Annotated in this window: 19 protein-coding genes and 1 pseudogene; 13 read left to right on the top strand and 7 right to left on the bottom strand. The window is 68.5% G+C overall.

Features of this window, described 5'->3' with window-relative positions:
- Window positions 1-31: 31 nt before the first annotated feature.
- On the bottom strand, window positions 32-1,135 hold the full coding sequence (locus ABT114_RS42055; protein WP_351150078.1) for a mandelate racemase/muconate lactonizing enzyme family protein: 1,104 nt from the start codon (window positions 1,133-1,135) through the stop codon (window positions 32-34).
- Window positions 1,132-2,031: a LysR substrate-binding domain-containing protein gene (locus ABT114_RS42050; RefSeq protein WP_351150075.1), complete on the bottom strand. Its 900-nt coding sequence runs from the start codon at window positions 2,029-2,031 to the stop codon at window positions 1,132-1,134. Before ABT114_RS42050 ends, ABT114_RS42055 begins: the two co-directional genes overlap by 4 nt.
- A 319-nt stretch (window positions 2,032-2,350) precedes the next feature.
- Between ABT114_RS42050 and ABT114_RS42045 the strand changes: the two genes are divergently transcribed.
- The 3 genes and pseudogenes from ABT114_RS42045 (at window position 2,351) to ABT114_RS42035 (ending at window position 3,658) form a co-directional block, all read left to right on the top strand.
- On the top strand, window positions 2,351-2,872 hold the full coding sequence (locus tag ABT114_RS42045; RefSeq protein ID WP_351150072.1) for a flavin reductase: 522 nt from the start codon (window positions 2,351-2,353) through the stop codon (window positions 2,870-2,872).
- 89 nt (window positions 2,873-2,961) lie between these two features.
- Window positions 2,962-3,279 (top strand): annotated as a pseudogene (locus ABT114_RS42040) (IS200/IS605 family accessory protein TnpB-related protein); the annotation flags it as partial.
- 31 nt (window positions 3,280-3,310) lie between these two features.
- Window positions 3,311-3,658 (top strand): response regulator transcription factor, encoded by a 348-nt coding sequence (locus ABT114_RS42035; protein WP_351150069.1) that lies wholly within the window; start codon window positions 3,311-3,313, stop codon window positions 3,656-3,658.
- Window positions 3,659-3,760: 102 nt separating this feature from the next.
- Here the strand turns inward: ABT114_RS42035 and ABT114_RS42030 are convergent, their stop codons facing one another.
- Window positions 3,761-4,738 (bottom strand): AraC-like ligand-binding domain-containing protein, encoded by a 978-nt coding sequence (locus ABT114_RS42030; RefSeq protein WP_351150066.1) that lies wholly within the window; start codon window positions 4,736-4,738, stop codon window positions 3,761-3,763.
- 465 nt (window positions 4,739-5,203) lie between these two features.
- On the opposite strand from ABT114_RS42030, the gene ABT114_RS42025 reads away from it, so the two are divergent.
- The 6 genes from ABT114_RS42025 to ABT114_RS42000 all read left to right on the top strand — a co-directional run bounded on the left by ABT114_RS42025 (window position 5,204) and on the right by ABT114_RS42000 (window position 11,487).
- On the top strand, window positions 5,204-6,619 hold the full coding sequence (locus ABT114_RS42025) for an APC family permease (RefSeq protein WP_351150063.1): 1,416 nt from the start codon (window positions 5,204-5,206) through the stop codon (window positions 6,617-6,619).
- A gap of 197 nt (window positions 6,620-6,816) precedes the next feature.
- On the top strand, window positions 6,817-7,500 hold the full coding sequence (locus ABT114_RS42020; RefSeq protein WP_351150060.1) for a response regulator transcription factor: 684 nt from the start codon (window positions 6,817-6,819) through the stop codon (window positions 7,498-7,500).
- 5 nt (window positions 7,501-7,505) lie between these two features.
- The gene (locus ABT114_RS42015; RefSeq protein ID WP_351150057.1) at window positions 7,506-9,038 is read left to right on the top strand and encodes a PAS domain-containing sensor histidine kinase; all 1,533 of its coding nucleotides are present in this window, start codon (window positions 7,506-7,508) and stop codon (window positions 9,036-9,038) included.
- A gap of 101 nt (window positions 9,039-9,139) precedes the next feature.
- Window positions 9,140-10,303 (top strand): acyl-CoA dehydrogenase family protein, encoded by a 1,164-nt coding sequence (locus ABT114_RS42010; RefSeq protein WP_351150054.1) that lies wholly within the window; start codon window positions 9,140-9,142, stop codon window positions 10,301-10,303.
- Between the two features lie 39 nt (window positions 10,304-10,342).
- Window positions 10,343-10,711 carry a hypothetical protein gene (locus ABT114_RS42005; RefSeq protein ID WP_351150051.1) on the top strand — a complete coding sequence of 123 codons (369 nt, stop codon included), beginning with the start codon at window positions 10,343-10,345 and terminating at the stop codon, window positions 10,709-10,711.
- On the top strand, window positions 10,708-11,487 hold the full coding sequence (locus ABT114_RS42000) for an SDR family NAD(P)-dependent oxidoreductase (RefSeq protein WP_351150048.1): 780 nt from the start codon (window positions 10,708-10,710) through the stop codon (window positions 11,485-11,487). The genes ABT114_RS42005 and ABT114_RS42000 overlap by 4 nt, the downstream gene beginning before the upstream one ends.
- A gap of 129 nt (window positions 11,488-11,616) precedes the next feature.
- On the opposite strand, the gene ABT114_RS41995 is transcribed toward ABT114_RS42000, so the two are convergent.
- Window positions 11,617-13,062 carry an aldehyde dehydrogenase gene (locus ABT114_RS41995; RefSeq protein ID WP_351150045.1) on the bottom strand — a complete coding sequence of 482 codons (1,446 nt, stop codon included), beginning with the start codon at window positions 13,060-13,062 and terminating at the stop codon, window positions 11,617-11,619.
- Window positions 13,063-13,427: 365 nt separating this feature from the next.
- Between ABT114_RS41995 and ABT114_RS41990 the strand changes: the two genes are divergently transcribed.
- Window positions 13,428-15,362, top strand: coding sequence for a primary-amine oxidase (locus tag ABT114_RS41990; protein ID WP_351150043.1), 1,935 nt, complete (start codon window positions 13,428-13,430; stop codon window positions 15,360-15,362).
- Between the two features lie 64 nt (window positions 15,363-15,426).
- Entirely contained in the window at window positions 15,427-15,927 is a 501-nt protein-coding gene (locus tag ABT114_RS41985) for a hypothetical protein (protein WP_351150041.1), read from the top strand.
- A gap of 346 nt (window positions 15,928-16,273) precedes the next feature.
- Here ABT114_RS41985 and ABT114_RS41980 read toward each other — a convergent pair whose 3' ends face one another.
- Window positions 16,274-16,648: a hypothetical protein gene (locus tag ABT114_RS41980; protein WP_351150039.1), complete on the bottom strand. Its 375-nt coding sequence runs from the start codon at window positions 16,646-16,648 to the stop codon at window positions 16,274-16,276.
- Window positions 16,649-17,041: 393 nt separating this feature from the next.
- On the opposite strand from ABT114_RS41980, the gene ABT114_RS41975 reads away from it, so the two are divergent.
- The gene (locus ABT114_RS41975) at window positions 17,042-17,668 is read left to right on the top strand and encodes a hypothetical protein (protein ID WP_351150037.1); all 627 of its coding nucleotides are present in this window, start codon (window positions 17,042-17,044) and stop codon (window positions 17,666-17,668) included.
- A gap of 707 nt (window positions 17,669-18,375) precedes the next feature.
- Here ABT114_RS41975 and ABT114_RS41970 read toward each other — a convergent pair.
- Window positions 18,376-18,918 carry an ATP-grasp domain-containing protein gene (locus ABT114_RS41970; RefSeq protein ID WP_502988492.1) on the bottom strand — a complete coding sequence of 181 codons (543 nt, stop codon included), beginning with the start codon at window positions 18,916-18,918 and terminating at the stop codon, window positions 18,376-18,378.
- On the opposite strand from ABT114_RS41970, the gene ABT114_RS41965 reads away from it, so the two are divergent.
- Window positions 18,881-19,210 carry a winged helix-turn-helix transcriptional regulator gene (locus ABT114_RS41965; protein WP_502988496.1) on the top strand — a complete coding sequence of 110 codons (330 nt, stop codon included), beginning with the start codon at window positions 18,881-18,883 and terminating at the stop codon, window positions 19,208-19,210. The two genes, ABT114_RS41970 and ABT114_RS41965, sit on opposite strands and share 38 nt — an antisense overlap.
- A gap of 184 nt (window positions 19,211-19,394) precedes the next feature.
- Here ABT114_RS41965 and ABT114_RS41960 read toward each other — a convergent pair whose 3' ends face one another.
- Window positions 19,395-20,318: an LLM class F420-dependent oxidoreductase gene (locus ABT114_RS41960; RefSeq protein WP_351150034.1), complete on the bottom strand. Its 924-nt coding sequence runs from the start codon at window positions 20,316-20,318 to the stop codon at window positions 19,395-19,397.
- Window positions 20,319-20,321 lie beyond the last annotated feature (3 nt).

Genomic DNA, 20,321 nt, shown 5'->3' with positions numbered 1-20,321 from the left:
CCCTTTATTGCGGTTTGCGGCTCGTGGTGGCTCAGTGGTCCTGGCGGTAGCGAGCCAGTTTTTCGGGGTCGACGTCGATGCCGAGCCCGTTGCCCTCGCGGACGCGAAGGGCGCCTTCCCTGATGGTCAGCGGTTCGGCGAGCAGGTCGTCGGTCATGTCGAGGAAGTTCGACAGTTCACCGGGGTGATGGGCGCTGGTGCGGTGGGCGGCACCGAAGGCGACCGTGCACAGGGTGCCGATCTGCCCGTCGATCTGGTTGCCCATGACGATCTCGACACCCAGTCCCTCGCACTGGCGCAGAATCCGCTGGGAGGCGGTGAAGCCAGTGCGAGCGGTCTTGATGCTGATCGCGGTGGCCGAACCGCCGAGGAGTTCACGCGTCACGTCCGCCGCGTGGGTGGCGCTCTCGTCTGCGATGAACGGGATGCGGCTCTGTGCCACCAGCCAGCGACGGCCCAGCACATCGTCCGCGGGACACAGCTCCTCGGCAAACGTGAGCCCCAGGTCGTCCATCTCGCGCAGCGCGCGTGCCGCCTCGGAGGGGCTCCAGCCCCGGTTGCCGTCCACGTACAGGTTGACGTCAGGGCCGAGCGCCGCACGCAGGGCGCGGCAGGCGTCGACGTCGTCGGTGTAGGGCCGACGGCCGACCTTCACCTTGAAGGTGGTGATGCCATACGTGTCGCGGATCCGCTCTGCCTCCGCCACCATCTCCTCCGCAGGCGCGAAGCCGACCATGTGGCTCACTCGCAGGCGATCGGTGTAGCCACCGAGCAGCCCGGAGACCGGCATCTCCGCGGCCTGGCCGATGATGTCCCACAGCGCCATGTCGATCGCGGCCTTCGCGGTCGGGTTGCCGACCGTGCGGTCCAGCCTGGCGTGCACGACCTCGCGTTCCAGAGCCGTGAGGCCCAGGATCTGCGGGGCGAAGATCTTGTCGATGACCGCAACGATCGACTCCTGGGTCTCCCCGTAGGTGTACGGGCGAGGCGGAGCCTCGGCAGTACCGACGAGACCCTCGTCCGTGTACACCCGCACCAGCACGTGGTCAGCGGTGTGCACTTCGCCGCTGGCGAACCGCAACGGCTTGGCGTAAGGGATGGCGAAGGGAATGGCCTCCACCTGGACGATCTTCATACCACTCCTTCGAGAAACACGTCGTTCTGCTCCAGCACCTGAAGGAGACTGCGCAGCAGCGGAGAGTCGTCGTTCTCCCGCCAGGCCAGATCGAGTCGCACGGACTGCGCGTCCACGAGGTTCTTGCACACCACGCCTTCGCGGGGAGCAGAGCGGATCGACTCCGGCAGAACGGCGATACCCAGTCCGGCGGCGACCAGCGCCAGGGCGGCCGAGGTCTCGGTGATCTCGTACGCACAGTGCGGGTAGTAACCCGCGCCGAGACAGGTGCGGACCACGGCGTCGTTGAGAACGGATCCCAACGTGGCGCCGTACATGATGAAGTCCTCGTGCCTGAGGTCCTCGGCCCGAACCGAGTCCGTCCGGGCCAGTCGATGTTGCTCGGGCATGGCGACGACCAGCGGCTCGTCGGCGATCGGCCGGTGAATGACCCCCTCCTGCCGTACCGGAGGGCGCAACACGCCGACATCGAGACGGCGCTCGATGAGTCCTGCTTCCTGAGCGGGTGTGAGCATCTCCGTGTGCACCTCCAGCATCACTTGAGGCATTTCGCGCTTCACCAGCCTTGCGAGTGCGGGCAGTTGCCGATATGAGGCAGAACCCGTCAGGCCGATCCGCAGTACTCCCTCCACACCCGAAGCGAAGCGCGCCACTCGGGCGACCGACTCGTCGACGGCCTTGAGAATGCGCTCCACGTCCCTGCGAAAGACCTCGCCGGCACCGGTCAGGGCCACCTGCCGGGTCGTGCGAGCGAACAGCTCCACCCCCAGTTCCGCCTCCAGGCGACGGATCGCCTGGGACAACGGCGGCTGGGCAATGCGCAGTTGTTCAGCCGCTCTGCCGAAGTGACGCGTTTCGGCCACGGCCATGAAGTACCGAAGATGCCTGAGTTCCATCAGTTGCCCCCTCCTGTGCCGGGGCCTCTTGATCGGCCACCAGCGTATGGACGCGATCCCATACAACACAAATACTTGATACCGCGAGATTGAGACTCTGCAGATATCGATGGCGGCACTCTACGATCGGGCAGGTGGGCCCTTGCCGAAGCGACGGGTCCAGCCTCCTGCGCGGTTGCGCGCTGCCCCCGAGGCCGCGGTGTAGGGGAAATCCTCAGCCGCGACGGAGGAACTCTCGATACCGCCCACCGCGCACGCCGTCCTAACGTCGGGACAGCCGGGGTTGGCCCGGAGCGCCCAGGTCCAGGCAGGAGGAACGGTGGCTGAGAGCATCTCCCGACTGACGCCGACGCAGCGGATGTTCCGTGATGCGATGGCGAATCTCTCCGCAGGAGTCAACATCGTCACCACGGACGGCCCCGGCGGCCGTGCAGGTATCACCGTCAGCGCGGTCTGCTCTGTGACGGACACACCCCCCACCATGCTCGTGTGCATCAACCGCTCCAGCCGCAGCCACGACATCTTCAAGGACAATCGGCGCGTCTGCATCAACGTCCTCGGTGTTGAGCACGAGGACGTGGCAATGGCCTTCGCCGGCCGGGTGCCCGCCGAGGAGCGGTTCACCGCGACCGGAGAGGTGTGGGACCACTCCCACGGCGTGCCGGTACTGCGCGACTCGGCGGCGTCAGTGCTAGGCAGCATCACCGGTGTCGCGGAGCGCGGTTCGCACACCGTCATGTTCGTCGAGGTGGACCAGGTCATCAAGGGGCAGGACGACGGAGGCGGCCTGGTCTACTTCCAGCGTCAGTTCCATCCCATCCCTCAGTCCCTGACTGCGTGACGCCGGAGCACACGCCGTGAGTGACGCCTCTCGCATGATGTTGACCTGCGGGGCAACGAGATGTTGCAGGACCGGGCGGGGGTGACGGGATGGGCGGGTTGCGGGAGGTGGCCGCGTCGTTCGTGGTGCCCGGCCCGGCGGGGGTGGCGGTCCGGGCCCGGCTGCGGGTGTCCGAGGCGGATGCGGTGGTGCTGGCCGAGGTGGGGGTGTTCCTCGGCTCGCTGGCCGCGGGTGATCTCTCGGTGCGTTCCCGGCAGGGCCTGGAGCACGGCAATGAGGCCTGGGCGGTGCGCAAACGGGAGTCGACCGGGGTCTGTTCGGCGCGGTGGGCGGGCAGCATCACCAAGGCCACGCACGACCAGTGGGCGCTGGCCCGGCGCGGCCAGACGGCCGAGATGGCGTGGCTGTGGGGGTTGTTCCGCGCATGGTGACGTCCCGATGTCGGTCCGTGCCATGCAGGCCGGCACGGTGGACTTCCTGGAGAAGCCCTGCGAGCCGCAGCGGATGCTGGAAGCCGTTCAAACCCAACTGCGCGTGGCACGGGACGCGTTCGCCCGGCGTGCTGGGCGGCGTCAGGTGGAGGGGCGGCTGGGGAGCCTGACACCGCGCGAGCGCGAGGTGCTGCGGCTGGTGGTCGATGGAATGCCGAGCCAGATGATCGCACGCCGTCCGGGAACCAGCGTCAAGACCGTGGATGTCCACCGGGCCCGGATCAAGGCCAAGACCGAGGCCGAGAACCTGGGAACGCTGGTGAGGGACCTCCTGCTGCACTGCATCGACATCTGACCGCCGATCCGGACGGGGCCCAGGGTTCGTCCTCGCGCCGGTCGATCCATCGGGTCACCGGGCAGCGGGGCGGCCCTGACGTCGTTGCCGGCGTACGCCCGCTCAGAAGCAGGCCTTGGCCTCGACCTCGGCCTGCGCCAGAGCCCGGTTGCGGAAGTCCCGTGGCGTCGCACCGTACACGGACTTGAAGACGCGGCTGAAGTGACGGCAGTCGAGCAGGCCCCACCGGGCAGCGATCAAGCTGATCGGCTGTTCCCCCGACGCGGGGTTGGCAAGGTCGCGGGCACAATGCTCCAGCCGCCGGGTCCGGATCCAGCCGGCCACTGTCAGGTCCTCGGCTGCGAACAGTTTGAAGAGGTAACGGCGGGAGATGCCATGCGCCTCGGCGATCGTGTCCGGCGTGAGGTTCGGGTTCGACAGCCGGTTCTCGATGTAGGTACGGATGCGCAGCATCATCGCCTTCTGCGGCGCGGCCTGTGCCGTCCCGGCCAGCTTCTCCGAGACCAGCGCCGTGACCAGGGAGACCACTCCGTCCGTCAGGCTTAGCACGGCTGCGTCCGAACACGCTCGGTTCTGCTCGCTGAGCGAACGCAGGAATGGTCCGACAACCGCTCCCACACCCCCGTCCGTGGTGAGCCGCCGGGCGGTGATGTCCCGGATCGTCTCCGGACGCATCGGCAGCATAGGGCGCGGCAAAAGCATGAGAACGGTACGGAAGTCACTCTCGTAAGTGAACGAGTAGGGCCGTGAGGTGTCGCAGATCGCGAGGTCCCCTGGGCCCAACGACTCGGTGGCACCGTCCTGTTCGATCAAGCAGTTGCCGGCGACCTGGAGGGCCACCTTGTAGTAGTCCTCCTCGTGCTGCACCGCCAGTCGCTTGGTGCGGCGGACCGCGAGCGGCGCCGCGTCGATCGACGCGAACTGGAGCAGGCCGAGCGTGTCGCTGGTGGCCTTGCCGTGGAAGGAAGTCGGGGCGGCAGGGCGGCTGTCGAGGTCGCCGAACACCTTGGACACCTCGTGTGCCCAGTGATCGAACCGTTCCGTCCGTGCGACGGTCTCGGTGGTCACGAACGAACCCATGCTGTGCTCCGCCTACCAGACGTCTTTCGGCCACGGTAGTCCGCCTGACGCAACCACCGTATTGCTGAATGTTTCACCCCCGGACATGTCGCGTAAAGCCCTTCCGGGGCGAGGGCGCGCCCGCCGGGCTCTCGGCGGCGTCCGTGCATGCAATGGCGGTAACGGGTGCACGCCGGCCCACCCCGGTGTCCTGCGGCGCGCGCACACTACTGCACACCGGGTGGCCGAGTCGCCACCCCTCGGATCCAGACACACGGCCGTCGACCCGGATGCTCCTCCCCGGCCCCGACCACCCGCCGCTCCCCGTGCCATGCCGGAACGGCCCATCGCTCGTCCGGCCCTCCCCGCACCACCACATGCCATGTGCCCGGCCTTGTCGCATTCCAGGGAGTCCTCGTGACCCAGCAGCCCTCAGATCCACAGCATCGAACCCAGCTTCGCCAAGGCGTTGTGGGGGTGGTGGGAATGGTCTTCTTCGTCCTCTCCGCGCAGGCCCCCCTCACCGGTGTAGCCGGAACCCTGCCCATCCCGCTCGGCCTGGGCAACGGCGGTGGCGCGCCCGGCGTCTACCTGGTGGTCGGCGTCATGATCACGCTCTTCTCCGTCGGCTTCATCGCGATGAGCCGCCATGTGACCGACGCGGGAGCCTTCTACGCCTACGTGTCCCGCGGCCTCGGCCGGCCACTCGGTGTCGGGGCCTCCCAGGTCGCGGTGCTCTGCTACAGCGCCACCCAGGCCGCGCTGTACGGCCTGTACGGAGTGGTCGTCCAGGGGCTCGTCCAAAGGTATGCCTCCATCGACCTCCCGTGGTGGTTCTGGACCCTGGCCACCATCGTCGTCGTACAGATCCTCGGATCTCTCGACATCGAATTCGGGGCGAAACTCCTCGGGGTCCTCGTCGTCGCCGAGACCTCCCTGCTGCTGATCTTCGCCTGCTGGGAGCTGGTGTCCGGCGGCGGGCCTCGTGGGCTGGACATCGTTGATTCCTTTGGTCCCTCGGCCTTTCTCGACGGTGCCCCGGGAGTGGCCCTGACCTTCGCGATCGGCTGCATCCTCGGCTTCGAGTCCACGGCTTTGTATGCCAAGGAAGCCCGGGACCCGGCCCGGACCGTGCCGCGCGCCACCTATCTCGCGGTGGCCCTGATCTCGGTGTTCTTCGCCTTCGTGTCCTGGATGATCGTGAGTTACTACGGGTCGGACAAAGTCCAGGGAGTGGCGCTGGAGGCGTTGCAGCGTGGTGACGCCGCGTCGGTGGTCTTCGCACCGATCACCGATACGCTGGGCGCATGGGCCGCCGACGCCCTCCAGGTGCTGCTGGCCACCTCGCTGCTCGCCGGTGTCCTGGCGTTCCACAATGGGATCAACCGGTACTTCCACTCCCTGAGCGGCGCCGGCGTGCTGCCGCGCCGGCTGTCCAGGACGAACCGCCGAGGAGCCCCCTACGCGGCCAGCCTTCTCCAGACGGCCGTCGCCCTGGCCCTGATCGTCCCCTTCGCGCTGGCCGGCGCGGACCCGGTGCTCACCCTGCTGACGTGGGGCGGCGGAGTGAGCGTCCTGGCCCTGATGCTTCTCTACGTGCTCACGTCCGTCGCGGTCATCGTCTTCTTCCGCCGGACCCGACTGGACACCCGGCCCTGGAACACCTTGATCGCCCCGCTCGCGGCCATCGCACTCCTGCTGGGTGCCACCGTCCTGGCGCTGAACAACTTCACCACGCTGATCTCCGCGTCCGGCACCACCGCGCTCGTCCTGGAACTCGCCGTGATCGTGGTCTTCGCCGGGGGAGTCCTGCTGGGCCGGCTCCGGCCGGGCCAGGACAACCTCTTCGCGACAGACGGCGTTCCGGCCGGCTCCGCCGAAGAGGTGCCCGCCTCCACCTGAGGGCGACATCCCTCCGGGACCGTACGTCCACCGCCGGGTGCACGGGCTGGTGATTGTCCGTGCACCCAGCGGTGAGGCCATCGGCGGCAGTCCGCCTAACGTCGTGGACGCCGCGCCGCAGAAGCCCGTTCGTGGCATGGCGTGGCGTTCGCCGGACACGCCCTGTTGGGAATCGAGGAACGATGACGGCCCGATTGTTGTCCCAGACGCCCCCCACTGACACGCACCGCCACAGCGGGAACCACCCGGAGACGGTCGCCGAGCCCGCGGACCTCGTCTACGTCCTCGACGACGACGACCAACTCTGCCTGTCCCTGGCCTGGCTGCTGGAGTCCGTACACGTGCGCACGGAGTGTTTCACCGAGGCCGACTCCTTCTTCGCCGCCTTCGACCCGGACCGTCCCGCTTGCCTGGTGCTGGACGTACGCATGCCGGGCACGGGCGGTTTTCGTGTGCAGGAACTGCTCAACGCGCATGACACGGTACTGCCCGTCGTGTTCGTCTCGGCCCATGGCGACATCCCCATGTCGGTCCGGGCGTTGCAGCGTGGTGCCGTCGACTTCCTGGAGAAGCCGTACGATCCCCAGCGCATGCTCGACACGGTCCAGAGCGCCCTGCGAACGGCGGGGGAGCGGTACGCGCGACGCGTGGAGCGACGGGCGATGAAGGCCCGGCTCTCCACCCTGAGCACCCGCGAGAGGGAGGTCCTGCGCCAGGTGATCGCAGGTGAGCCGAGCAAGACGATTGCCAAGCGACTCGGTATCAGTCTGAAGACGGTCGACGCCCACCGGGCCAGGATCAGGGAGAAGGCGGACGCCGACACCCTCGGCTCTCTCATCGGCGACATGATGCGCTGCCGTCTCGACCAGTCCGAGGTGTGAGCCGCATGATCCAAGTCTCCGGTCCCGCACAGCGCGACGGCCGGCGGGCCGAGTTCGCCGCCTCCGACCTGGCTCGTCTGTTCAGCGCACTCGAGCATTGCGTCCTGGTGCACGACGCACGGACGAAGGAGATCCTGTGGGCCAACCAGGCCGCCTGCTCCGCCCTCGGATTCACGCTCGATGAACTGCTGCCGCTGAAGGCGCCAGACATGAGTGCCCGGGCTCGTCCGTACGCGCGCGAGGTCGGTCTGGCCTGGCTCCAGCGTGCCGCCGACGAAGGCAACAGCGTCATCGAATGGTGCTACCGGACGAAGAGCGGCACGGACATCCTCAGCGAGGCCCGCGCAGTGCGGGTGGATCTCGCCCATGGCCCTGTCGTCATGGTGCAGTTTCGCGACATCGCAGAGGAGAAGGCCACACGACGTGACCTGTGCCGTACCGAGGGGCGGCTGCAGGCGTTCCTGCGTAACCTCGACGAGGGCATCGTGGTCCTGGACGACGACGGTCATGTGCTGTTCGCGGGCGAGTCGGCCGGGAAATTGCTCGACTCGGACCCCGAGGCACTCATGGCGGCCGACTTCGCGGCTTTCCTGGCGCCGGACTCCGCGGCCGTGCTGCGGGACGTCCTGGCCTCCGCCACACGCGGTGGTCAACCCGCCGACGCGCGCTACCGGTTGGCGGTCTCCGACGAGGTAGGCGGGCCGGACCGGTGGTTTGCCGCACGCTGCCAGAGCATCGACATCGAGAACGACCTCCGCGGACTGCTGCTGCTCTTCCACGACATCACCGCCACCGTACGCACCGAAGAGGAACGCCGGCGCGACGCGCAGTACCTCAACCATCTGGCCCGCTACAACGCCATGGGTGATATGGCCATGGCCATCGCGCACGAGGTCAGCCAGCCCATCTCGGCCGCCCACAACTTCGTGGCCGGCGTGCGCGGCCGTCTCCGTGGTGATGCGAGCCCCGAGCACCTCGACTGGGGGTTGGAGCACGCCACCCGGCAACTGGATCGCGCCGCCGTGATTCTCCAGAGCCTGCGGGAGTACGTCGTCCGGCTGGAGGAGTGCAAACAGGAGGCCGACCTGAACGACATCGTGGCCGACTGCGCGTACTTCGTCGACGTGCGCGCCCAGCAGCACACGGTCGCACTGCGTTGGGAGTTCACGGACGAGGACGTGCCCGTGGAGTGCGAGAAGGTTCTGATCGGCCAGGTGGTGACGAACCTCGCCTTCAACGCCATCGAGGAGATGGCCCGGTGGCCCGTGGAGCAGCGCACGGTGGTGATCAGCACGCGCCGGCACGACGCGTACGCCGAGGTCGAGGTCAGAGACACCGGCCAGGGGCTGTCCGTCCCGCAGGTCGGGCGGATCTTCGACGGTGCCTTCAGCACCAAGGGAAACGGCCACGGGATCGGCCTCGCGCTCAGCCATCGCATCATCACCCGCCACGGCGGTGAGATCGAAGCCGGTGCCAACACCCCCCGAGGGGCCGTCTTCCGCTTCCGGCTGCCCCTGCGCCGTAAGGAAATCCCCTAGGCGGGCCGTCGGATCCCCAATTGTTGCCGCAGGAGCCATGCGCATAGTTTGCGGCTGAGGCGATATCGACTGATCGCCGGGACGTTGCCGGAGGACTGCCCATGACGCATTCGCTTGATACATCCCCATCCATCGCCCCACGGGGAAAGCCGGACGACAAGACATTCGAGCACGTTCTGGAATTGGTGGCGCAGCGGCGACAGGAATTCGAGGAGCAGCGGCACGTTCCCCGCGATGTCATAGCCGAGTTCAAGAAGGCCGGAATCTACCGGGCCAGTGCTCCCCGGCGCTTCGGCGGAGAACCGCTGCCGCCCGCCGAGTTCCTTCGCTTGATCGAGCGGATCTCCGAGGTGGACGGATCGGCCGGGTGGGTCGCCAGCTTCGGCTCGTCGCTGATCTACCTCGCCGCCCTGCCCCTGGAAACCCAGGCGGAGTTGTATGCGGAAGGGCCCGATGTCGCCTTCGCGGGCGGCCTGTTCCCCGTCCAGCCGGCCGAACAGGTCGACGGAGGTCTGCGGGTCTGTGGCGGCTGGAAGTTCGCCAGCGGCAGCAAGGGCGCGGACGTCCTCGGGGTGGGCGTCAAGGCCGGCGAGGATCGCGCGGGACGACCCCGGATGGCCCTGCTGAAGCCCGAACAGGTCGAGATCGTCGACAACTGGGACGTCATCGGCATGCGGGGGACCGGCAGCCACGACCTCGTCGTCGACAACGTCGTCGTACCGCTGGAGTGGACCTTCGTCCGGGGCGGCGAACCCACCGTCGAGGAGCCCTTGTTCCGCTATCCGGCCATCCCCTACGCCGCTCAGGTACTCGCGGTCGTCGGCCTTGGTGTCGCCCGTGCGGCCCTGGACCAGGTCATCGCCGAGGGCGGACGGGCCAGCTACACCGGTGGGCCCGTCGCCGCCGACCGGGCCTCCTACCGGATCTCGGTCGGCCGGACCGAGGCGCGGCTGCGGTCCGTTCGAGCCTTCTTCTACGACATCACCGAGGAGGTCTGGGAGACCGTGGACCGCGGTGACCGGGCCACCCCGCAGCAGGCCAGCCTTCTGCGACTGGCCTCCGCCCACGCTGCGAAGACCTCCTTCGAGGTCGTCCGGTCCGCCTACCAGCTCGCGGGCATCCGGGCCATCGCCGACGGGAGCCCCATGCAGCGTTACCTGCGGGACGCCTCCGTGGTGCCCCAGCACGCCTTCCTCCAGGAGGGCATGTACGACGGCGCCGGAGCCGTCCTCACGGGCACCCAGCCGTTCCCCGGCTACCTCTGATCCGACCCTTTACTCCTCTCACGTGGCACTACGAAAGGCATGACAGACGTGTCCTCCTCCGAAGCTCCCCTGCGGGTGCTCTTCTGCATCGGCGTCAACCAGAACTTCTTCGACCTGCCGACGGGGCAGCACTCGACGGTCTGGGACGGCACCGTGAGCATGCTGCGACAACTGCACGAACTGCCCGGCGTGTCCGTGATCGGCACCATCGACGACGACCAGCACATGGTCGGCCCCTCCGACTCCTGGCCGTGGACCTGCTACGTCCTGGCGGACGTAGCCGATCAGGCGACGGTCGCCGCGGCCTGCAACCTCTTCCGCACCGTGCAGGTCGGCGAGTACGGCCTGTGGCGTTACATGAAGATCGAGGCCCGCATCGGCCGCCCGCTGCCGGACGTGACCCTGTGAGCCCGCGGGACATCGCTGCGGCAGAGGAGGGCGACGGCCGGCCGGTCGCCCTGGTCACCGGGGCAGCGGGCGGCCTCGGGGGCTGCATCGCGGCGCGGCTGTACGACCGCGGTCACCGCGTCGCCCTGACCGACCTGGACGCCGAGGCGGCTGCCAAGGCGGCCGAGGCACTCGACCCCACCGGGGAGAACGCCCTCGGGCTGGCGCTGGACGTGCGCGACAAGGACGCGTTCGTGCGGGTGCGTGACGAACTGGTGGCGCGGTGGGGCGTGGTGCACATCCTGGTGAACAACGCCGGGCATTCCAAGATCGAGGCCCTGATGGACATCACGCCGGAGAGCTTCTCCGCCGTGGTCGACACCAATCTCAACGGCACGTTCTACGGCTGCCAGGTCTTCGGGCAGTACTTCGCCGAGCGTGGCTTCGGACGCATCGTCAACATCGCTTCCCTCGCTGGGCAGAACGGCGGGACGGCGACGGGCGCCCACTACGCGGCCGCCAAGGGGGGCGTCGCCACCCTGACCAAGGTCTTCGCCCGCGACCTCGGTCCGCGGGGAGTGACCGTCAACGCGATCTCCCCCGGCCCCCAGGACCTCCCGGTGGTCCGGCGGACCGTCGACCCGGAGAAGTTGGCGCAGACCGAGGCCATGATCCCGGTGGGCCGACTGGGACGCCCCGAGTTCATCGCGGACGCGGCGGTACTGCTCTCCGCGGCGCATGCGGACACCGTCACCGGCGCTTGCTGGGACGTCAACGGCGGGCTCTACATGCGCTGACGGACCGTCGACCTCGCCCCTTCGGGGTGGAGGCAGGGAGACATGCGCGGTCCCTGCGTGGGGGAGTGCGCCCCCGACAAGGAGGGGCTCCGACCACCGAGTGGTCGGAGCCCCTGCTCGTGCGTTGTCTCAGAGGTACAGCGACTGCGGCTGGAGGTACGCCCGCAAGCCCTCGGGGCCGAGTTCGCGCCCGAGTCCGCTGCCCTTGACCCCGCCGAAGGGTGCGATCGGGTCGGGCAGGTAGCGGTTCACCCCGATCGTGCCGGTGCGCACCCGGCGAGCTACCGCCGCTCCCCGCTCGGCATCGGACGTCCACACCGTGCCGCCCAGGCCGAAGTCGGAGTCGTTCGCGATCCTGACCGCGTCCTCGACATCGTCGTACGGCAGGACGCACAGCACCGGCCCGAAGATCTCCTCCTGGGCGAGAACCGAGCCGCCTGCGACATCGGTGAAGACGGTCGGCTCCACGAACCAGCCGCGGTCGAGCCCCGCCGGACGGCCGCCGCCCGTGGTCAGCCGGGCGCCCTCGGCGCGCCCCTTCGCTATGTACCCTTCCACCCGCTCCCGCTGCTGCGCCGTGACCAGGGGACCGATGAGCGTCCGCTCGTCCAGCGCGTCGCCCACGGGCAGCGTTCGGGCCAGCTCCGTGACGAGATCCACCACCTCGGTGTAACGGCTGCGGGGGGCGAGGATCCGGGTGCTGAGGAAACAGGTCTGGCCGTTATTGGTGAAGGTCGCCCGGACCAGTTCCTCGCCGATCGTCGCCGGATTCAGGTCGGCGTCGTCGAGCACGATGCCGGCCGATTTGCCGCCCAGTTCGAGCGTCACCGGGCGCAGCAACCGCCCGCACACCTCAGCGATGGCCCGCCCGGCCGGGGTCGAACCGGTGAAGGCGACCTTGTCGACGCCGGGATGGGACACCAGATGGGCGCCCGCCTCCCGGCCTCCGGGCACGATGTTGAGCACGCCGGCGGGCACGCCCGCCGCCTCGGCCGCCTCGGCCACCACGAACGAGTCGAGCACCGCCTCGGGAGAAGGCTTGAGGACCACCGTGCACCCTGCGGCCATCGCGGGAGCGATCTTGAACGTGGAAAGCACCTGGGGGTAGTTCCACGGCACGATGGCCGCGACCACGCCGACCGGAACACCGCGCACCTCCACCGAACCGCCGAGCAGCCCGGCGCGGGTCTCGGTGAACTCGGTGGTACGGGCCAAGCCGGCGTAGTAGCGCAGCACCGCACTGGGGTAGCCCACCTCAAGCTGCCGGGCGACGCCGATCGGCATGCCGTTCTGACTGCTGACGGCGGACGCGATCCTCTCCGAGCGCGCGTCGAGCTCGGTGGCGAAGCGCTCCATCACCTCGGCGCGGCGCTCGGGTTCCCAGTCCGCCCAGCCGCCGGCCGTGTCGAACGCCTCGCGCGCCGCACGGACCGCGGCGTCGACATCCACCTCCACCGCCTCCGGAACCGAACCCAGAGGTTCCTCGGTGCTCGGGTTGACCGGGGTGATGAGGCGATCGGTGGTGGGCCGTACCCACCTTCCGCCGATGTAGAGATTCTCGTGGCGATGCTTCATCAACACGCTCCTTGCGATCCGTACCCGTACCGAACCAGGACGGGGTTACCGCGACCATGACTCGCGAGGCCTTCAGCGATGTGTGGTTGAGTGCACGGCCAGCCACCAGGAAATGCACGGAATCGGCCATCCCGCGGACCGTGGAAGAGCGCGTGCACGAAATGGCGGTCAGCCGTGCACCCGATACCCACCGGGGCCGCGCTCCGAGCCCCTACATTTCCACCCCAGCGAGCGTTGTCCGCGAGATCGAGCGTGAACCGGCATCGGACCGGATCGGCCGGCCACGCGTATACGCGTGCTTTTCCCCGCAAGGTTTTTCACAGCATGTTTCCTCAGAGAAGTACAGCAAAGACCATGGAGTGATCATGACCGATCGACACGACCCGCTCGCTCCCGTCACCGAAGAGGAGATCCGGGTGACGCGGGACGTTCTGAGGTCGGCCGGCCTGGTCGCCGAGACGACCCGCTTCGCCTATCTGGGCCTCGAGGAGCCGGCCAAGGAAGAACTGTTCCATCAGGACCCGGACACCCCGGCCGAACGCCGCGTCCGCGTTCAGCTCCAGGACATCTCCGGAGCCCGCGCCCATGACGTGGTGGTCTCCCTGACCAGGAACACGGTGGTGTCCGACCACGTCCTCGATCCGCTGATCGACGGTCAACTCCCGGTACTCGAAGAGGAGTTCGGCGTCGTGGAGCAGGTCCTGTCGGAGGATGCGCGCTGGATCGCCGCGCTCGAGGCTCGTGGCCTGGAGGTCCACCAGGTCCGCGTGGCCCCGCTGTCCGCCGGTGTGTATGCCGACGACTACCCGCAGGAGAACGGCCGACGTATCCTGCGCGGCCTTGCCTTCGTCCAGGCCCACGCATCCGACCACGCCTGGGCCCACCCCGTGGACGGCCTCGTCGGCTACGTCGATGTCACCCAGCGCACGGTGGACCAGATCATCGATCTGGGTCCGGTTCCGATCCCGGTCGGCTCGGGCAACTTCAACGACATCGAGATCACCGGACCGCACCGGACCACCCAGCGCCCCATCGAGATCACCCAGCCGGAAGGGCCGAGCTTCACCCTCGACGGCAACCGGCTGGAGTGGGAGAACTGGACACTGGGCATCGGCTTCGACGCCCGCGAGGGCCTCGTCCTGCACCAGATCGCGTTCGACGACCGCGACACCGCACGCAAGCGCCCCATCGTCCACCGCGCCTCCATCGCCGAGATGGTCGTGCCGTACGCCGACCCCTCGCCGGTGCGGTCCTGGCAGAACTACTTCGACACCGGCGAGTACATGATCGGCCGGTACGCCAACTCCCTGGAACTCGGCTGCGACTGCGTCGGTGACATCACCTACCTCGACGCGGTGATCGCTGATGAGCTCGGCGCCCCCCGGACCCTGCGCAACGTGGTCTGTCTGCACGAGGAGGACTTCGGCATCCTCTGGAAGCACACCGACCTGTGGGCCGACTCCGCCGAGACCCGCCGCCAACGCCGCATGGTGATCTCCTTCTTCACGACCATCGGCAACTACGACTACGGCTTCTACTGGTACCTGTACCTGGACGGCACCATCGAGTTCGAGGCCAAGGCCACCGGTGTGGTCTTCACCGCCGGCTACACGGGCGACGACAGGTTCCGAGCCGAGATCGCGCCGGGATTGGGCGCGCCCTTCCATCAGCACCTGTTCTGCGCCCGTCTCGACATGGCTGTCGACGGCCTCACCAACCGCGTCGAAGAAGTCGACGCCGTCCGGGTGCCGATCGGACCCGAGAACCCGCGAGGCAACGCCTTCACCCTGCGCCACACTCCCCTGACCAGGGAGAGCCAGGCGCAGCGGCTGGCAGACAACGCCGTGGACCGGACGTGGCACATCACCAACCCCGCATCGCTCAACCACCTCGGCCGCCCGGTGGGTTACGCCCTGCTGCCGGAGGGCAAGCCCACGCTGCTCGCGGATCCCGCCTCGTCGGTCGCCGACCGGGCGACCTTCGCCACCAAGCACCTGTGGGTCACCCGGTCCGACCCGGCCGAGCGCTACCCGGCCGGCGACTTCGTCAACCAGCACCCCGGCGGCGCCGGCCTTCCGGCCTTCGCCGCGGCCGACCGGGACATCGACGGTCAGTCCCTGGTGGTGTGGCACACCTTCGGCCTCACCCACGCCCCGCGCCCGGAGGACTGGCCGATCATGCCGGTGGACTACACGGGCTTCAAGCTCAAGCCGTTCGGATTCTTCGACCGCAACCCCACACTCGACGTCCCGCCGTCCGGTGGCCGGTCGGCCTGCGGGACGCAGGGCTGCCATGAGTGAGTGTCTGCGGTCACCGGGCGTCGGCGGCCGGAGGGCTCGGGCCGGGCGGCGCGAGGTCTGAGCCATGGACGACGTGCTGTGGTTGACCGGGTTGACCGGCTCGGCGCTGTGCCTGGCCGTCCACGCGCGCGCGACCGCGCGGAGTTGGCCGCCCAGTGCCATCGCCCTCGGGGCGATGGCACTCATGGCGCCGGGCGCTCCGCGCTGGCAGGTGCTCCTCGCGTGCTTAGGATCCCTGCTGGCGCTGATCGGCACACTCGGCGTGGGCTGCCCGCTGAACCGCGGGCGCAAGGCCGATCTGCTGATGATGACTCTGCTCAGCGCGGCGATGCTGAAGACGCAGGGCCACCACAGCCATCACTCCAGCGCTTCGCCCCAGGGCGCCACGGCGCTCGCGGTGTTCTTTGTGGCCTGCTGGGTCGCGCTGAGGGCGGGTTCCATGCTCATGGAACGGGTGTGGCGGACGCCGCCCTCGGGTGGCGTGCGGGTACCGGTCCGCCACCGTGTGCTCGGTGAGGTGGGCGCTGCTCTCATGATGGTCGGCATGGCCTGCATGCCGGCCTGAGCGGACACGGGACGGGCGGCGGGCTCACCGAAGGCGAGCGACGACACCAAGAGGAGCCTGATTCTGCGTGCAGCCCCGCACTCTGTCGGAACAGCCGCCTGAAGCACCTCAGCGGTCCAGCGATTCGGCCACGGAGCGCGCGGTGCGGCGTGCGAAGGCCTCGGCAACGGAGACGGCGGGCAAGGCGAAGCCGTGCGCGTGCCGCTGGCCGACGGCACGTGACGGTGTCGACGATCGTGAGCTCGTCGTTCAGGACGTACGCTCCGGCAGCCGACAGCAATCAGCCACGGTGGCGGGCGCGCCGACCGATCAGGCGCACGTGTGTCTCGCTGCAGCTCGTTGGCGATCAAAGGTCGTCTCTCAACGCCGCGTATGCTCGGTCGACCTCGCCCAGGTACTGCTCCAGGCGGAAGCGAACCTCCTCAATGGGCCTGCCATCAAGGCCTGGGTACATCAGGTCGGACCAGATGACCGTCTCGTCCCGGAGCCGGATCCGGATGGTCAGTTTGTCCGGCCCTGGCTCGGGCTGCTCCTGGGCCGCCACATCCACCTTGCACGGCCTGTCCGTCGGATAGAGCGGTCCGCCAGGGCGGAGCAGCCTCGGGCCGAGCCCGGCCATCCTGCTATCGCTGCGCGCCACCGCCTCGAGGCCATCGACGAAGAGGTACGTGTGCACGGCAGCACACGCGGGCGGCCCAAGACACGTGCTGATGAACAGCATGCTCACCGCACCATCGCTTTGTCGGTCGGGCACGGTGGCCCTCAGCGCGCGCGGGGATTTACGCGGCATCCGCCTGATGTGACGTCATAGGCCGATCTTAGCGGCTACGCCGCCGGTGGCGGCTGACGAAGAACACCTGCAGCGGCACGGGAGCGTTCGCCCGCGCCCCCCGTCACCGGCCAGACCCGCTGCACCGTCACGGTGGCCGGTGGCCTCACCTCGGCCGGACAGATCGGCGCTCGTCTCGTCCTCCTCGACAGCGACACCGATTGCGAGATGCGCCGTCGAGGAGAGACCGTGCCCGTGCCACTCCACCTCCGTCACCTTGGCCGATTGATCGCTGGCGTATGCTCCGCGTGCCCGTATACAGGGCACGACCGAGGGGGGGCGTTCATGAGTGATTCCTGGAGAGCCGGTTCGGAGACCAGGCCCAGGGACGGGGTGGGCGAGGAGTCGGGAGGGACGCCGTTTCCAGAGAACGTGAGCGGTACGCCCGGAAGCGGTGCCGGGCTGCGGCGCCTGCTGTCATGCCTGGGGATCGTCGTGCTCGTCCTCGCGGCGCTGGCCGGAGGGATCGTCTGGCTGTTTCGGGATGAACTGTTCCACCCGTTCGGCGATGTCCGAGCATGCGAGGGAAGTGACCTGCAGCTGCCAGGCGTGATCAACGCCGGGGGCGCATCGATCCCCGCCGACGCCTCCGACATCCACTACTTCACCCGGAACGGCAGCGCTGAGGTCTCCTTCCTGAGCAGCCAGATACCGGACTACCTCCACCGCGCGGGCGTCATCCCGGATGACAAGCTCCTGTTCGACGAGAATTACGGAACCAAAGCGGTCGCCGACGACGAGATCGAGCTCCCGGACGGCCTGTGTGGCTCTCCCCTGCGAGGCCCCGCCTGGATCTACCACCCCACAGGCACCACCGGCCCCGGCGTCAACGTCATGGTCGAGCGCTCTCCGATGGTCAACGACTTTTTCCGCTCCCCGGCCCGCGCCGTGGTCACCTACAACACCCCCTGACGCAACGAGCCATGTCGAAGTACCCTGGCTCCGCGTCACGGACATGTCGTCTATGGATTGTCGCGTCAGAGCCGATACACGAGCTCCTGCGGTCGGTGATGTGGAGTACAAGCGCGGCACGGACGCTGACCCGTCAACTGAACTACTGGCGGAGTTTTCGCAGGTCAGTGACCTCGTGGCTGAGACGTCGTTGAGTCGGCCATGGAGGCATCTCGAGACCTGGCGGCGCTGTCCGTACCCCTGGCCGGGGAACTGGTGGCCATGGATGATCCGTGGGAGCCTTACCGGCTCATCGACCAGGCCAGAGAACCGGTCGAGGGAGCTCGCGCCTTCCTACGGGACCTGCAGGGAGCCGGTCGTTCGGCGGCGACGGCCCGTTCCTACGGGATGGACATGCTGCGCTGGTTCCGACCTGTTAGCTGCACCATGTCCCGATCGTGAACCAGGCGGATCGCCTGGTCCTTCCAGGAGCGTGGTGTGGTGGAGGACGTAAGACGTGCCCTGATGGAGGGGAAATGCTCGCTTCCCGAAGTCGGCGATCTCTCAGGCACTGCGGCGACTCGGCGCTGCCAAGGACAATCACATCGACGAGTTCTCCGCAGTCGGACTCCGCCGCCACCGCGACACAGACGACTGGCTCTAGCCCACGACCGGTCAAGGCCCGACGAGCACACCACTTGACTTGGTGCAGGGAAGGAGCGTAAGTGCTACGGACCGACCAGCAGTGCGGCCAATTCGCCTCGGCTGCTCGACTGGTGCAGATCACTGACTTGGCCGTCACTGACTTCGGCGACCCGCCACACCCCGTCCGAGCGAAGGGCCACGTCGGTTGTGACGAACCGGAATCCTAGGCGCCGCACTGCAGGCCCGATGTGATCAAGGTCGGGCACCAGCCCGCGCCCAAATGGGCTATCCGGATGGGGCGTCAGCAGCCTGGGTTCACCATCGAGCCACCAGACGCGCACTTCAGCCGCGACGGACTCAAGCCGCGAGAACGCCTCGAAGGCGCGGAGAACGATCCCACCAGCCAGGAACTCCTCCTGCAACTCTACAAAGCGCTGCACGACCCGCGTCAGCTCCACAGCGTCGGCGAGAACGGGAATGAAGCACGCCTGCTCCCACTCGTGCTTGCGCGATTTGACGTAGTCCTTCACGATTCCCGAGCCTGGCAGCAGGGGCTCGGCGAGAGCAGCCAGGTCGTCGGCGGTCAGCATCTCACCGGGCGGCGACAAGTGGGCAGCGTTCATCATCCGTTGCCTTGAACACGGGCCGCGCCGGTTCTCCGAGCTGCGTGTGCCGCTGAGCCGCGTCACTCCCAAGGTCCTCACCCAGTCGCTGCGGTCCCTCGAGCGAGATGGTCTGGTCAAGCGCACCGTCTACGCCGAGGCCACCCCGCATGTCGAGTACGAGCTGACGCCGCTGGGCCGCAGCATGCTCCAACCGATAGCGGTCGCCTGCGCTTGGACGGCGGAACACTGGGACGAACTACTCGACGCCCGCGAGTCGTACGACAACGCCACCCGCCTCGGCCGGGCCGGATAACGCAGCGCGAAGTGGTCCTGCGCTGCAAGAAGTCAGGCTCACACCGACCGCCGCTTACGGGCTGTCGGGCATGGCGAGCGCCTTCGTCAGCCCGTGGACCGTCGGCTTCGACTGCTCGGTGCCGTCGGGGCGAACGGGCCGTCCGCCGCAGCCCGGGTGGGCCGGCCGGCCCAGAGGCGACCGGTCAGTTCGTTGCCGTCAGGTAGGTCTCCCCGAATGCGGTGAGGAACTCCTGGGTCGCCGGCGGCTCCCGCGTACCGCTGGAGACGACCACCCACGTCACCCCGGCCTTCTCGATCTCGGCGAAGGCCGCCCGGTGGCGGTCGGCGTCGGCGGCCGGGTCGGCGATGGACCGGTCCGGGTAGGAGTAGACGACGTCGAGCGGCTCGGGGCGGCCCGCGGTCTCGGCCGCCGCGCGCATCTCGGAGATCTGGGCTGCGAGTTCGGCGAGCGAGCCGAGGGCCGGCGTCCGCGCGGTGGCGGCGAGCTGCGGCGGCCCGGACATCGTCAGCCAGCCCTGCGCCCGCTCGGCCACCCTGCGGCGCGCCAGGCGCGAGTTGCCGCCGATCCATATGGGGATCGGGCGCTGGACCGGGCGTGGCCGGGCGATCACCTCCCGCGCGTCGAAATGCCGTCCCCGGTAGCTGAACGGTTCGCCGCTCCAGTGCAGCGGCAGTACCTCCAGCGCTTCGTCGAAGAGGGCGTTGCGCTCGTCGAGTTCGACTCCGAGGGCGTGGAACTCGCTCTTCTGGTACCCGGCCCCGAGCCCCAGCGTGAACCGCCCGCCGGAGAGCACGTCCAGCGTCGCAGCCGCCTTCGCGAGCAGCATCGGATTCCGGTACGGCGCCACCGCCAGGTTCGTCACCAGGCGAAGCCGCTGTGTCGCGGCGGCCGCGTACGCCAGGGCGACCAGCGGGTCCAGGGTCTGATGGCCGCCCGAGGCGAGCCATCGCGCGCCGGGCGCCGGATGCTCGCTGAGGGAGAAACCGTCGAAGCCGGCGCGCTCGGCGGCCGCGGCGATCTCGTGCAGCGGTCCGGCGGCCAACGCGTCGGCGTCGGGCCCCGACCCCTCGGGATAGTGGAAGATGAAGCGCAGTCGCGGGCTCATGTT

The organism is Streptomyces sp. NPDC002088 (assembly GCF_040296605.1).
GTDB lineage: Bacteria > Actinomycetota > Actinomycetes > Streptomycetales > Streptomycetaceae > Streptomyces.
Note: the sequence above shows the minus strand (reverse complement) of the source record. Positions and strands in the feature narration are given on the sequence as shown.

What these genes read in the sequence shown, in the direction of transcription:
- ABT114_RS42055 (WP_351150078.1), bottom strand. Translation starts at nt 1,135, where the DNA reads ATGAAGATCGTCCAGGTGGAGGCCATTCCCTTCGCCATCCCTTACGCC.
- ABT114_RS42050 (WP_351150075.1), bottom strand. Translation starts at nt 2,031, where the DNA reads ATGGAACTCAGGCATCTTCGGTACTTCATGGCCGTGGCCGAAACGCGT.
- ABT114_RS42035 (WP_351150069.1), top strand. Translation starts at nt 3,311, where the DNA reads ATGTCGGTCCGTGCCATGCAGGCCGGCACGGTGGACTTCCTGGAGAAG.
- ABT114_RS42030 (WP_351150066.1), bottom strand. Translation starts at nt 4,738, where the DNA reads ATGGGTTCGTTCGTGACCACCGAGACCGTCGCACGGACGGAACGGTTC.
- ABT114_RS42025 (WP_351150063.1), top strand. Translation starts at nt 5,204, where the DNA reads ATGGTCTTCTTCGTCCTCTCCGCGCAGGCCCCCCTCACCGGTGTAGCC.
- ABT114_RS42015 (WP_351150057.1), top strand. Translation starts at nt 7,506, where the DNA reads ATGATCCAAGTCTCCGGTCCCGCACAGCGCGACGGCCGGCGGGCCGAG.
- ABT114_RS42010 (WP_351150054.1), top strand. Translation starts at nt 9,140, where the DNA reads ATGACGCATTCGCTTGATACATCCCCATCCATCGCCCCACGGGGAAAG.
- ABT114_RS42005 (WP_351150051.1), top strand. Translation starts at nt 10,343, where the DNA reads ATGACAGACGTGTCCTCCTCCGAAGCTCCCCTGCGGGTGCTCTTCTGC.
- ABT114_RS41995 (WP_351150045.1), bottom strand. Translation starts at nt 13,062, where the DNA reads ATGAAGCATCGCCACGAGAATCTCTACATCGGCGGAAGGTGGGTACGG.
- ABT114_RS41990 (WP_351150043.1), top strand. Translation starts at nt 13,428, where the DNA reads ATGACCGATCGACACGACCCGCTCGCTCCCGTCACCGAAGAGGAGATC.
- ABT114_RS41985 (WP_351150041.1), top strand. Translation starts at nt 15,427, where the DNA reads ATGGACGACGTGCTGTGGTTGACCGGGTTGACCGGCTCGGCGCTGTGC.
- ABT114_RS41980 (WP_351150039.1), bottom strand. Translation starts at nt 16,648, where the DNA reads ATGCTGTTCATCAGCACGTGTCTTGGGCCGCCCGCGTGTGCTGCCGTG.
- ABT114_RS41975 (WP_351150037.1), top strand. Translation starts at nt 17,042, where the DNA reads ATGAGTGATTCCTGGAGAGCCGGTTCGGAGACCAGGCCCAGGGACGGG.
- ABT114_RS41970 (WP_502988492.1), bottom strand. Translation starts at nt 18,918, where the DNA reads ATGATGAACGCTGCCCACTTGTCGCCGCCCGGTGAGATGCTGACCGCC.
- ABT114_RS41960 (WP_351150034.1), bottom strand. Translation starts at nt 20,318, where the DNA reads ATGAGCCCGCGACTGCGCTTCATCTTCCACTATCCCGAGGGGTCGGGG.